This window comes from Stenotrophomonas sp. LMG 10879 (assembly GCF_002750935.1).
GTDB classification, from domain to species: Bacteria; Pseudomonadota; Gammaproteobacteria; order Xanthomonadales; family Xanthomonadaceae; genus Stenotrophomonas; species Stenotrophomonas lactitubi_B.
This window is the reverse complement of the sequence record NZ_PEJT01000002.1, coordinates 402,777-416,004: the sequence shown is the minus strand read 5'-3', so window position 1 is coordinate 416,004 and position 13,228 is coordinate 402,777. Positions and strand designations below refer to the sequence as shown.

Here is a 13,228-nt window from a genome sequence, read left to right as displayed (position 1 = left end):
TCACTCCGCGCGCGGCTTCTTTGCCGCCGGCTCGTTGGAAGAAGAATTCTTGTTCGGCTTCGGACGCTTCGGTGCCGGACCGGTCGGCTTGCTCGGGGCCAGCCCCAGCGCCACCCAGTCAGGCATGATCCGCGCCTTGTCGATGTTGTCGGCCGACACCACCAGTGCGGTATTGTCGACGATGAAAGTGATGCTGCCCTGCGCCTCGTCGATCGCGTCGATGCGACCCTGCAGGCGGCGGCGGTTTTCCTGCGGCAGCTTCAGGGTGACCTTGGCCGATTCGCCGAGGTGACGACCGAACTGCTCCAGGTTGAACAGCGGGCGATCCACGCCCGGCGAAGACACTTCCAGCGTGTAATTGCCGCTGATCGGGTCTTCGACGTCCATCTGTGCGGAGACTTCGCGGCTTACCCGCTCACAGTCGTCCACATTGATGATGCGCTCCGGCTGTTCCGCCAGCGGCACGTCGATGTAAAGGCGAAGGGTCGCACCGCCGGGGGCCGGCAGATACTCAACGCCCAGCAGCTCCAGGCCCAGCGACACAACGGTCGGGGCGAGCAGATTCGCGATGTCGGTTGCCTTGTCGCTCACAGCCTGCCTTGATCTCTTGGTTGGGTGCCGGCCGTGGCCAGCATGGAAACATGACGCCCCGAAAACGACGAAGGGCCCGCTGGGCCCCTTTTCCGGAAAGACTCCGGTGACTGGATTCCGGTTGCAACGCGCTGAACAAGCGTGTTGCGGCCCTCCTTCCGGGTGGATCTCCGATGGGGAGCGCCGCCGTCAGGGGTACTTCTAGGCCGCTGATGATAGCCCCTGCACCGCTCTGGTGCAAGGCTGCGGCCGTGCTGAAACCCTCCGCTGCGCTCGCCGGGCATGGCCCGGCGCTACCGGATGACCGCGCGATGGCAGCGCCGGGCCATGCCCGGTGGATCAGCGGAAGCGCCAAAGAAAAACGCCTTCGAAGCAGAACTTCGAAGGCGCATTCTTTACTTGGTAGCGGGGGCAGGATTTGAACCTGCGACCTTCGGGTTATGAGCCCGACGAGCTGCCAGACTGCTCCACCCCGCATCAGAAGCGGAATTATGAGGGATAACTTCAAAACCTGCAAGCTTTTCCTCATTCATCGAACTGGTTGGCGCCGATTCGATGTGTTGGTAGCGGGGGCAGGATTTGAACCTGCGACCTTCGGGTTATGAGCCCGACGAGCTGCCAGACTGCTCCACCCCGCACCGGAAGTGTTTGAACCGCCGCCTCCACTCTGGCGAGGGAGGCGCCCCGCAACGATGTTCTGGCTGAACCGCTGCAGTGACAACTCAAGCTGCGTATATTACACGAATCGCGCAGCTTTGTGTCAACTTTTATGCAAGATGCGCAAATGCCTGCTGGCACCAGACCATGATCGGGTTCCAGGCCAGGCCCAGCACCAGCAATGCCAGTGCGTTCACGCCCAGCACCACACCCAGCACGCGGTCCTTGCTGCGCGGCATGGCCTCGCCCACCGGCTCATCGAAGTACATGACCTTGATGACACGCAGGTAGTAGAAGCAGCCGACCACGGCGCACAGCACGCCCAGGATCGCCAGCCACAGCAGGCCACCGTTGACGGCGGCGCCGAGCACGGCCAGCTTGGTCCAGAAGCCGAGGAACGGCGGGATGCCCGCCAGCGACGCCATGATGCACAGCACCAGGCCGGCCATCCACGGGTTGCGGGCGTTCAGGCCCTTGAAGTCCTCGATGTTCTCCGCCTCGAAGCCGGCACGCGACAGGGCAATGATCGCGCCGAAGGCTGCGGTCGACATGATCGCGTAAGCCAGAGCGTAGAACAGCGCCGCCGCATAGCCCTGCGAACCGCCGCCGGCGATGCCCATCAGCAGGAAGCCGATGTGCGACACGGTGGAGAACGCCAGCAGGCGCTTGAGGTTGCTCTGCGCGATGGCCATCAGGTTGCCGATCACCAGCGACAACGCGGCCAGGCCGGCAATCATCAGCTGCAGTTCGGTCGACAGCGGGCCCACGCCCATTTCCAGCAGGCGATAGGCCATGCCGAAGGCGGCCAGCTTCGGTGCCGAGCTGATGAACAGCGCGATCGGTGCCGGAGCACCCTGGTACACGTCCGGCAGCCACATGTGGAACGGTGCGGCACCCAGCTTGAAGGCGACACCGGCAATCATGAATACCGCGCCGGTGATCAGCAGCACGCGCTCTTCCGAGTGCGGGATGGCGGCCTGGATGGCATCCAGGTGGAGGCTGCCGGTGGCGCCGTAGATCAGCGACATGCCGTACAGCAGCAGGCCCGAGGCCAGCGAGCCGAGGACGATGTACTTCATCGCCGCTTCCGAGGCCAAGCCGCTTTCGCGGTTGCTGGCGACCAGCGCGTAGGAGCACAGTGCCAGCAGTTCCAGGCCCAGGTACACCATCAGCAGGCTGCCGGCGGAGACCAGGATCATCATGCCGGCGGTGCCGAACAGGATCAGCACCGGGATCTCACCCTGGAACAGCTTGCGCTCGCGCAGGTAGCCCCAGCCATAGATCAGGGTCAGGCCGCTGAGCAGCACGATCCCGGTCTTCATCACGTCCGCGGCGGTATCGCGCACGAACATGCCATGGAAGACCTCCCCCTGCCCGCCCACGCCGGTGGCCAGCATGAACAGCACCACGGCCAGTGCGGCGACCGAGAACAGGTGGGTGACGATCTTGTTCCGTTCACTGACGAACAGGTCGAGGATCATCAGGGCGAAGGCGCTGCCGATCAGCACCAGCTCGGGAGCGAGCGGTGGCAGGTCAGCGGCGGTCAGTGGCAGCAGCGGCGAGGTGGTCATCATCAAATCCTGGAATTACAGCAACTTGCTGGATGCGATCTGCATCGCCAGCTTTGCGATCGAGGGCTCCATCAGGTCGGTCAGCGGCTTGGGGTAGATGCCCAGGGCCAGCACGCCAATGGCGAACACGCCCAGCACCAGCCATTCGCGGCCGTTGATGTCCTTCAGTTCGGCGACGTGGCTGTTGGCCACCTCGCCGAAGAAGACGCGCTTGTACAGCCACAGGGTGTAGGCCGCGCCGATGATCAGGGTGGTGGCTGCGCCCAGGGCGATCCACGGGTTCCGCTGGAACGCCGCGAGGATGACCATGAATTCACCGACAAAACCGCTGGTACCCGGCAGGCCCGCGTTGGCCATGAAGAACAGCATGGCGAAGGTGGCGAACCAGGGCATCACGTTGACCACGCCGCCGTAATCGGCGATGCGGCGGCTGTGCATGCGGTCGTACAGCACGCCGACGCAGGAGAACATCGCGCCGGACACGAAGCCGTGCGAGATCATCTGCACCATGGCGCCCTGCAGGCCCAGGCGGGCCGCATCGACGTTGCCGGCTTCACGCACCAGCCACAGGGCGATGAAGGTGCCCAGGGTGACGAAGCCCATGTGCGCGATCGACGAATAGGCGATCAGCTTCTTCATGTCGTCCTGCACCAGGGCGACCAGGCCGACGTAGATCACCGCGATCAGCGACAGTGCGATGACCAGCCATGCCCATTCCTGCGACGCATCGGGGACGATCGGCAGGTTGAAGCGCAGGAAGCCGTAGCCACCGATCTTCAGTGCAATGGCGGCCAGGATCACCGAACCGGCGGTCGGCGCTTCCACGTGCGCGTCCGGCAGCCAGGTGTGCACCGGGAACATCGGCACCTTGACCGCGAACGCGATCAGGAAGGCGAAGAAGATCCAGGTCTGCTCCTTGCCCGACAGCTGCAGTGCATACAGGTCGGCCAGCTGGAAGCTGCCACCCTTCATGTACAGGTAGATCAGCGCCACCAGCATCAGCACCGAGCCGAGGAAGGTGTACAGGAAGAACTTCAGCGCGGCGTAGATGCGGCGCGGGCCGCCCCAGACACCGATGATCAGGAACATCGGGATCAGCATCGCCTCGAAGAACACGTAGAACAGCATCGCGTCCGTGGCCGAGAAGATACCGACGGTGACACCTTCCAGGATCAGGAAGGCAGCCACGTACTGGTTCACGCGCTTGTCGATCGCGCTCCAGGCACCGATCAGGGCGAGCACGCTGACCAGCGTGGTCAGCAGGATCAGCGCTACGGCGATGCCGTCCACGCCCAGGTTGTAGCCGATGTTGTAGGTCGGGATCCAGGCGCGGGTCTCGACGAACTGCAGCGCGTCGATGCCCGGGTTGTAGCCGCCCAGCAGCGAGAGACTCGCCACGAAGGTCAGCACCGCGACGCCCAGCGACGCCCAGCGGGCGGTCTGCGCATCACGGATCGCAAGGATCAGGGCACCGCCGAGGATCGGCAGCCAGATGAGGACACTGAGTAGAGGCCAGTTCGACACGTCTTCTTATTCCGTACAGGTCATCAACGCAGGTAATGCATCAGCACGCCCAGGAGGGCAATCAGGCCGATGATCATCGCGAAGGCGTAGTGATAGAGGAAACCGGATTGGGTACGGCGCAGCACGCTGGCTGCGACGTCCACAACACGTGCCGAGAGATTGACCACGCCGTCGACGATATTGCTGTCGATCCAGCGCGAGACCTTGCCCAGCTTGACGCTGCCACCGGCGAGGCCATCGATCCACAGCTTGTCGAAGCCGTACTTGTTTTCCAGCACGGACACCACCGGGGCGAAGGTCTTGCGCGCCTTGCCCGACAGGTCCGGCTTCCACAGGTAGAACAACGCAGCCAGCAGGAAGCCTGCCAGGGTCAGCCAGAACGGCGGCAGCATCATGCCGTGCAGCGCGAACGCCACCGGACCATGGAACTCCTCGCCCAGGAAGGCCACGGTGTTCTTGGCCGGATCGTAGAAATCGACGATGCCGGTGAAGAACGTGTTGACCTGGCCCTTGATCGCCTCGTGGGCGTGATGACCGGCCCAGTCGGTGCCGTGCAGCATCGGACCGATGCTGAAGAAACCGATGGCGATCGACGGGATGGCCAGCAGGATCAGCGGCAGCGTCACCACCCACGGCGTTTCATGCGGCTCATGCGGACCGTGGCCGTGGCCGTGGTCGTCATGCGCGTCGGCATGGTGCGCGTCGGCGGCATGGTGGTCGTCATGACCATGGCCGTGATCATCGTGTGCATCGCGGAAGCGTTCCTTGCCATGGAAGGTCAGGAACAGCAGGCGGAAGCTGTAGAAGCTGGTCACCAGCACGCCACCCAGCACGGCCCAGTAGCCATAGGTGGCCACCCAGCTGTTCTGCATGTGGGCGTGGATCTCGGCGGCCTCGATGATGGTGTCCTTCGAGTAGAAGCCGGAGAAGAACGGCGTACCGACCAGGGCCAGGGTACCGATCCACATGGTGATGAAGGTGATCGGCATGTACTTGCGCAGGCCGCCCATCTTGCGCATGTCCTGCTCGTGGTGCATCGCGATGATGACCGAGCCGGCACCGAGGAACAGCAGCGCCTTGAAGAAGGCGTGGGTCATCAGGTGGAACACGGCAGCGGAATACGCCGACACGCCCAGCGCCACGGTCATGTAACCCAGCTGCGACAGCGTGGAGTACGCGACGACGCGCTTGATGTCGTTCTGCACGATGCCGATCAGGCCGGTGAAGAACGCAGTGGTGGCACCGATGAACAGGATGAAGTTCAGCGCGGTCTGCGACAGCTCGAACAGCGGCGACATGCGGGTGACCATGAAGATACCGGCGGTCACCATCGTCGCGGCGTGGATCAGTGCCGAGATCGGGGTCGGGCCTTCCATCGAATCCGGCAGCCACACGTGCAGCGGAACCTGCGCCGACTTGCCCATGGCGCCGATGAACAGGCCGATGCAGATCACGGTGGCGATCGACCAGATCACAGGCTCGTTGAGCAGCTGCATGCCGAACATGGTGCCGTCCCAGATCTGCAGCTGGGTGCGCGGGTCGGCGAGCATGCCGGCCTGCGAGAACACCTGCGAGTAATCCAGGGTACCGAACACCCACAACACACCGGCGATGCCCAGCAGGAAGCCGAAGTCACCGACGCGGTTGACCAGGAACGCCTTCATGTTGGCGAAGATCGCGGTCGGGCGCTTGAACCAGAAACCGATCAGCAGGTACGACACCAGACCCACTGCTTCCCAGCCGAAGAACAGCTGCAGGAAGTTGTTGCTCATCACCAGGGTGAGCATCGAGAAGGTGAACAGCGAGATGTAGCTGAAGAACCGCTGGTAACCCGGATCGTCCTGCATGTAGCCGATCGTGTAGATGTGGACCAGCAGCGACACGAAGGTCACCACCACCATCATCATCGCGGTCAGCTTGTCGACCATGAAACCGACGTGGGCCGAGTACTGGCCGACTTCGAAGAACGTGTACAGGTTCTCGTTGAACGGCTGCGCCCCGCCCCACAGCAGCTGGTAGAGCGTGTGCATCGACAGGCCGCAGGCAACGGCGACACCGAGGATGGTGATGGTCTGCGCGCCGAAGCGCTTGACCTGGCGACCGAACAGGCCGGCGATGATGCTGCCGAACAGCGGTGCAAGCACCACTGCGATCAACAGACTCTTGGAGAGAGTGATTTCCATCTGTGGATCAGCCCTTCAACGAATCGACTTCGCCGACATTGATCGTTCGGCGTGTACGGAACAGGGTCACCAGGATCGCCAGGCCGATGGCGGCCTCGGCTGCGGCGACGGTCAGGATGAAGAACACGAACAGCTGACCGGACGGATCACCCAACTGACGCGAGAACGCGACGAAATTGACGTTCACCGACAGCAGCATCAGTTCGATCGACATCAGCAGGACGATGACGTTCTTCCGGTTGAGGAAGATACCGGCCAGGCTGATGGCGAACAGCACCGCGCCGAGCGCAAGCATGTGGCCAAGGGTAATCACGGCTGGGTCTCCTCGCCGGCAACCGGCTTGCTGTTGCTGTGCACGACCGGCACTTCGGCGCCCATCTTGACCATGCGCAGACGGTCGCCCGCCTTGACCATGGTCTGCTCACCCGGGTTCTGGCTCTTTACACCGGTACGACGGCGCAGGGTCAGCATCACCGCGGCGACCACGGCCACGGTCAGGATGACGGCAGCGAACTCGAACGGCAGCAGGTATTCAGTGAACAGGGTGCGGGCCAGCCAGGTGACGTTGGAGCTGTCGGCGGCGAGCGCAGCGGCGTTGTCGGCCGGGAACGGAGTGACCGCCCTGCTCTTCACGCCGATCAGGGTCAGCATCTGCACCAGCATCGCCACGGCAACGATGAGGCCGACCGGCAGGTAGCGCACCCAGCCTTCACGCATCTTCGTAGGATCGATGTCCAGCATCATCACCACAAACAGGAACAGCACCATCACCGCCCCGACGTAGACCAGCACCAGCGCAACGCCGAGGAACTCGGCGCCGACCAGCAGCCACACGCAGGCGATGGAGAAGAAGGTCAGCACCAGGCACAGGACAGCATGCACGGGGTTGCGCACGCTGATCACCGCAGCGGCCGAAACCGTTGCCGCGATGGCGAAGACCCAGAAAGCGATATTTACCCAATCCATCTCTCGACCTCAGCGGTAAGCGGCATCGGCGGCACGACGCTCGGCGATCTCGGATTCGAGACGGTCGCCCAGGGCCAGCAGCTGCGGCTTGGTAACGATGTTTTCGCCACGATTCTCGAAGTGGTACTCGAGGATGTGGGTCTCGACGATCGAGTCCACCGGGCAGCTTTCCTCACAGAAGCCGCAGAAGATGCACTTGAACAGATCGATGTCGTAGCGGGTGGTACGGCGGGTGCCGTCCTCGCGCTTGGCCGAATCGATGGTGATGGCCAATGCCGGGCACACCGCTTCGCACAGCTTGCAGGCGATGCAGCGCTCTTCACCGTTGGGATAACGGCGCAGGGCGTGCAGGCCACGGAAGCGCGGCGACTGCGGGAACTTCTCCATCGGGTACATCATCGTGTACTTCGGCTTGAAGCTGTACTTCAGCGTCAGCCAGAGACCGGCCAGCAGTTCGAGCAGCAGCAGGCTCTTGAAGTAATGGGTAATCCTGTTCATCACTTAGACGCCCTTTTGAATCACGCCGAAGAACACCATGACGGCGGTAACCGCAATCCACAAAATGGCCAGCGGGATGAAGACCTTCCAGCCCAGGCGCATGATCTGGTCATAGCGGAAGCGCGGGAAGCTGGCACGGAACCAGATGTAGGCACTGGCGAAGAAGAACACCTTGACGAACAGCCACGGTGCACCGCCCTTCCAGATCCAGTCGACCAGCGGCGAGATATCGCCCGGGTTGACCCAGCCCTGGATCGGGCTCAGCCAGCCGCCGAGGAAGAAGATCGAGATCAGGAAGCTGATCAGGATCATGTTCGCGTATTCGGCCAGGAAGAACAGCGCGAACGCACCGCCCGAGTACTCGACCATGTGACCGGCGACGATTTCCGATTCACCTTCCACCACGTCGAACGGCGCGCGGTTGGTTTCAGCAACGCCCGACACCCAGTAGATGACGAACAGCGGGAACAGCGGCAGCAGGAACCAGTCGAAGAAACCGGAATTGCCGGCCTGCGCCATCACGATGTTGCTCAGATTCAGGCTGCCCGCAGCGATCATCACGCCGACCAGGGCGAAGCCCATCGCGATTTCGTAGCTGATCATCTGCGCCGAGGCGCGCATCGCACCCAGGAAGGCATACTTCGAGTTGGATGCCCAACCGGCCAGGATGATGCCGTAGATGCCGAGCGAGGTCATCGCCAACAGATACAGCAGGCCGGCGTTGGCGTTGGACAGCACGATCTGCGAATCGAACGGCACCACCGACCAGGCCGCGAAGGCCGGCGCCAGGGTGATCAGCGGCGCCAGCAGGAAGATCGCCTTGTTGGCGCTGCTCGGCTGCAGGACTTCCTTGAACAGCAGCTTGAAGACGTCGGCGAAGGCCTGGAAGATGCCCATGCCCACATACATCGGGCCGTGGCGGACGTGCATCCAGCCGATCAGCTTGCGTTCCCAGACCACGTAGAAGGCCACCGAGACGATCACCGGAACGGTGATCACCAGGATCTTCAGGATGATCCAGATCAGCGCGCCGATGTCACCGAGGCCAAGCAGCCACTGGTGCAGCGGATCGACCGCGTTAATCAGCAATTCGTTCATGCAGCCACCACCGAAACACGAGCGGCACCCAGCGGCGCGGTTGCGCCGTGGCCCGATTCAATCCAGACCAAACCCGCAGCGACGCGGGCGTCGACCACCACCGGCAGGGTGGCCTTGCCGGCATCGGTGCCGACCTTGGCCATCTGCCCTTCCTGCAGCTGCAGGCGGGCGGCATCGTCAGCGTTGAGCACGATGCGCGGGGCGTTGTTGAGCGGATGCGACTGCAGCGCCGCGGCGCGACGGACCACCGCATCGGTGCGGTAGATCGCAGCGGTCGAGGCCACTTCCAGGCCTTCGCCGGCAAGGGCCGGCTGGGCCGAGGCAGCGACGGCAACAGTCACCGGGGCCAGGCTGGCGCGCAGGCCGGCCAGGTCGATGAACTCGAAACCGGCGACGGCCAGCTCACCGCCGAGCGCACGCAGCACGCGCCAGCCCTCGCGAGCCTCGCCCGGCAGCTTGCCGCCGGCACGCGCCGACTGCTCACGACCATCGAGGTTGGTCAGGGTGGCATCGATTTCCGGCAGCGCACCGATCGGCAGGATCACGTCGGCAACGTCGCGGGTCGAGGCGCAGGCGAACTGGCTGAAGGCCACCACCTGTGCGCCGACCAGCGCCTTGCGCGCGGCCGGAGCATCGGCGAAGTCCAGGCCCGGTTCCAGGCCGTAGACCACGTAGGCCTTGCGCGGATCGGCCAGCATCGCGGCGACGTCCTTGCCGGCCGGCAGCACGCCGGCGCGGGTCAGGCCGATGGCGTTGGCGCCCTGCGGGATACGGCACAGCTTGGCACCGGTAGCGGCGGCGAAATCACGCGCAGCGGCGCGGATCGCGGCAGCCTGCGGGTGGTTCTCGGCGATGCCACCGACGATCAGCACGGTGTTGGTACCGCCCTGCACCGCCGAACGCAGCTCGGCGTTGGCCAGCGCATCGACGAACTTCGACGGGGCCACGATCTGCTTGCCGGCAACGCTGAACGCGAAGTCGAAGTCGACCGGGTTGACGACGTGGATCTTCGCGCCGTTGGTCGTCTGCGCCTTGCGCAGGCGGGCGTGCAGCAGCGGCAGTTCGTGGCGGATGTTGCTGCCCAGAACGACGATGCGGTCGGCGCCTTCGATCTCGGCCAGCGGCAGGCCGAACACTTCGGCGGTGGCGGCGTCGGAGAAGTCGCGGTTGTTGATGCGGTGGTCGATGTTGCTCGAACCCAGGCCAGTGGCCAGGCGGGCCAGCAGTGCGCCCTCTTCGTTCGAGGTCGACGGGTGCACCAGCACGCCCAGGTTGTCGCCCTGGTTGGCCTTGAGGATCTCGGCGGCCGCGGCCAGGCCTTCGGCCCAGCTCACTTCCTTCCACTCGCCATTGACCTTGCGCAGCGGCTTGACCGCACGGTCTTCGCTGTACAGGCCCTGGTGCGAATAACGGTCACGATCGGACAGCCAGCACTCGTTGACCGACTCGTTGTCGCGCGGCACGGTACGCAGCACTTCGCCGCGACGCACGTGCAGGAACAGGTTCGAGCCCATCGCGTCGTGGTAGCCCAGCGATTCGCGCGCGGTCAGTTCCCACGGACGGGCGCGGAACTGGAACACCTTGTTGGTCAGCGCGCCGACCGGGCACACGTCGACCACATTGCCCGAAAGCTCGGTGGTCAGCGGCTTGCCGTCGTAGGTGCCGATCTGCAGGTTTTCACCGCGGTACATGCCACCCAGTTCGTAGGTACCGGCGACGTCGGCGGTGAAGCGGACGCAGCGGGTGCACTGGATGCAGCGGGTCATCTCGGTGGCGACCAGCGGCCCCATGTCCTCGTCGGCCACCACGCGCTTGCGCTCGTTGAAGCGGCTGACCGAACGGCCATAACCCAGCGACACGTCCTGCAGTTCGCACTCGCCGCCCTGATCGCAGATCGGGCAATCCAGCGGGTGGTTGATCAGCAGAAACTCCATCACCGAGCGCTGGAACTTCAGCGCCTTCTCACTGCGGGTGGCGACCTTCATGCCGTCCATCACCGGCGTGGCGCAAGCCGGCGCCGGCTTCGGCGACTTTTCCACGTCGACCAGGCACATGCGGCAGTTGGCAGCGATCGGCAGCTTCTCGTGGTAGCAGAAGCGCGGAATCGAAATGCCCGCCTTGTCGGCGGCCTGGATGATCATCGAACCCTTGGGCACGACCAGCGCCTTGCCATCGATCTCGATGGTGACGTGATCCGGTGGCACGCTGGGGGTCACTCCAGGATTATTGGGTTGCGCGCTCATGCAGCGGCTGCCTCCACCTTCTTGCCGTCAACCATCGAATGACCGTTGACGATGTAGTACTCGAATTCGTCCCAGAACTGGCGCAGGAAGCCCTGGATGGGCCACGCCGCCGCTTCGCCGAACGCACAGATGGTGTGACCTTCGATCTGACCGGCCACGGTCTTCAACTGGTGCAGGTCTTCCATCGTGGCCTTGCCGGCGACGATGCGCTCCAGCACGCGGTGCATCCAGCCGGTACCTTCACGGCACGGGGTGCACTGGCCACAGGATTCCTTGTGGAAGAACTGGCTGATGCGGCAAGCGAACTTGACGCAGCAGACGCTGTCATCCAGCACCACGACCGCACCGGAACCCAGGCCGGAGCCCAGCGCACGGATGGTGTCGTAGTCCATCGGCAGGCCCTTCAGCTCGGCCGCGGTCAGCACCGGCATGGACACGCCGCCCGGGATCGCGCCCTTGAGCTTGCGGCCCGGCTTGAGGCCGCCAGCCATTTCCAGCAGGTCGTCGAAGGTGGTGCCGAGCGGCACTTCGAAGTTGCCGCCCTTCTGCACGCAGCCGGACACCGAGAAGCACTTCGGGCCGCCATTGGCGGTCAGGCTCAGGCCCTTGAACCACTCGGGGCCATTGCGGATGATCGCCGGCACCGAACCGTACGTTTCGGTGTTGTTGATCGTCGACGGCTTGCCATACAGACCGAAGTTGGCCGGGAACGGCGGCTTGTAGCGCGGCTGGCCCTTCTTGCCTTCCAGCGATTCCATCAGTGCGGTTTCTTCGCCGCAGATGTAGGCGCCGGCACCGAGGGCGCCGTAGATGTCGATATCCACGCCCGAGCCCAGCACGTTCTTGCCCAGCCAGCCGTTTGCATAGGCATCGGCCAGGGCCTGCTCGAAGTGCTCGAACGGCTCGTGATGGAACTCACCGCGCAGGTAGTTGTAGCCCACGGTGGAACCGGTGGCGTAGCAGGCGATCGCCATGCCTTCCACCACCGAATGCGGGTTGTAACGCAGGATGTCGCGATCCTTGCAGGTGCCCGGCTCGGATTCATCCGAGTTGCAGAGGATGTACTTCTGCACGTTGCCCTTGGGCATGAAGGACCACTTCAGGCCGGTCGGGAAACCAGCGCCGCCACGGCCGCGCAGGCCCGAGGCCTTGACCATCTCGATGACCTGCTCCGGCGGGATCTTCTCTTCGAGGATCTTGCGCAGGGCGGCGTAGCCACCGGTCTTCAGATAGCTTTCGTACGACCACGGGGTGTCGTAATGCAGGGTGGTGTAGACCACCTGGTGCGGCAGCGGCGCGGGGCCGACCGGACCCTTGGATTCGTGGTGATGTGCCATGCCCTTACTCCAGCCCGTCCAGAAGCTCGTCGACCTTTTCCAGGGTCAGACGCTCATGGTAGTGACCATTGATGACCATCATCGGTGCACCCGCGCAGCCGGCCAGGCACTCTTCCTCACGCTTGAGGTAGACGCGGCCGTCAGCGGTCGACTGACCGTTCTTGATGCCCAGCTTCTTCTCGCAATGGCGCACGATGTCTTCGGCGCCATTGAGCCAGCAGCTGATGTTCGTGCAGATGGCCACGTTGTTGCGGCCCACCTTCTCGGTCTCGAACATCGAGTAGAAGCTGGCAACCTCGTAGGCCCACACCGGCGGCAGATCCAGGTACTTGGCCACGCCGGCGATCAGCTCGTCGGTCAGCCAGCCCTGGTTCTGCTCCTGGGCAGCATGCAGACCCTGCAGCACGGCAGAGCGCTTGCGGTCCGGCGGGAACTTGGACAGCCAGTGATCGATGTGAGCGCGGGTTTTGTCGCTCAACACCACCATCGGGTCGACGTCGCGCGCCGCCTCGAAATTACCTGTCGCCTTCATCGGCCGACCTCAGCGAAATGCATAACGT

The 13,228-nt window shown here is 63.9% G+C and carries 11 protein-coding genes and 2 tRNA genes; all 13 read right to left on the bottom strand.

The features are described from left to right. Complete coding sequence (gene rimP, locus CR919_RS04650) at nt 1-591, bottom strand: ribosome maturation factor RimP (RefSeq protein ID WP_089236292.1); 591 nt, start codon at nt 589-591, stop codon at nt 1-3. A gap of 400 nt (nt 592-991) precedes the next feature. Next, nucleotides 992-1,068, bottom strand: a tRNA-Met gene (locus CR919_RS04645). A gap of 84 nt (nt 1,069-1,152) precedes the next feature. Beyond that, nucleotides 1,153-1,229 (bottom strand) — tRNA-Met (locus CR919_RS04640). 129 nt (nt 1,230-1,358) lie between these two features. After that, nucleotides 1,359-2,819 carry an NADH-quinone oxidoreductase subunit NuoN gene (gene nuoN, locus CR919_RS04635; protein WP_099819061.1) on the bottom strand — a complete coding sequence of 487 codons (1,461 nt, stop codon included), beginning with the start codon at nt 2,817-2,819 and terminating at the stop codon, nt 1,359-1,361. A 15-nt stretch (nt 2,820-2,834) separates the two neighbouring features. Further along, on the bottom strand, nt 2,835-4,343 hold the full coding sequence (locus CR919_RS04630; protein ID WP_099819060.1) for an NADH-quinone oxidoreductase subunit M: 1,509 nt from the start codon (nt 4,341-4,343) through the stop codon (nt 2,835-2,837). Between the two features lie 23 nt (nt 4,344-4,366). Then, nucleotides 4,367-6,526 (bottom strand): NADH-quinone oxidoreductase subunit L, encoded by a 2,160-nt coding sequence (gene nuoL, locus CR919_RS04625; protein WP_099819059.1) that lies wholly within the window; start codon nt 6,524-6,526, stop codon nt 4,367-4,369. A 7-nt stretch (nt 6,527-6,533) separates the two neighbouring features. Continuing rightward, nucleotides 6,534-6,839: an NADH-quinone oxidoreductase subunit NuoK gene (gene nuoK, locus CR919_RS04620; protein WP_006381125.1), complete on the bottom strand. Its 306-nt coding sequence runs from the start codon at nt 6,837-6,839 to the stop codon at nt 6,534-6,536. Then, nucleotides 6,836-7,492, bottom strand: coding sequence for an NADH-quinone oxidoreductase subunit J (locus tag CR919_RS04615; RefSeq protein WP_099819058.1), 657 nt, complete (start codon nt 7,490-7,492; stop codon nt 6,836-6,838). Before CR919_RS04615 ends, nuoK begins: the two co-directional genes overlap by 4 nt. 9 nt (nt 7,493-7,501) lie before the next feature. Beyond that, nucleotides 7,502-7,990, bottom strand: a complete 489-nt coding sequence (nuoI, locus tag CR919_RS04610; protein WP_005417924.1) for an NADH-quinone oxidoreductase subunit NuoI — start codon at nt 7,988-7,990, stop codon at nt 7,502-7,504. Between the two features lie 3 nt (nt 7,991-7,993). Continuing rightward, a complete protein-coding gene (gene nuoH / locus CR919_RS04605; protein ID WP_099819057.1) occupies nt 7,994-9,088 on the bottom strand; it encodes an NADH-quinone oxidoreductase subunit NuoH in 1,095 nt (364 codons plus the stop codon). Then, a complete protein-coding gene (gene nuoG, locus CR919_RS04600) occupies nt 9,085-11,331 on the bottom strand; it encodes an NADH-quinone oxidoreductase subunit NuoG (protein ID WP_099819056.1) in 2,247 nt (748 codons plus the stop codon). The genes nuoH and nuoG overlap by 4 nt, the downstream gene beginning before the upstream one ends. Next, nucleotides 11,328-12,668, bottom strand: coding sequence for an NADH-quinone oxidoreductase subunit NuoF (gene nuoF / locus CR919_RS04595; RefSeq protein ID WP_025876206.1), 1,341 nt, complete (start codon nt 12,666-12,668; stop codon nt 11,328-11,330). The genes nuoG and nuoF overlap by 4 nt, the downstream gene beginning before the upstream one ends. Before the next feature lie 4 nt (nt 12,669-12,672). Further along, nucleotides 12,673-13,200, bottom strand: a complete 528-nt coding sequence (gene nuoE, locus CR919_RS04590; RefSeq protein WP_025876204.1) for an NADH-quinone oxidoreductase subunit NuoE — start codon at nt 13,198-13,200, stop codon at nt 12,673-12,675. Nucleotides 13,201-13,228: the final 28 nt, after the last annotated feature.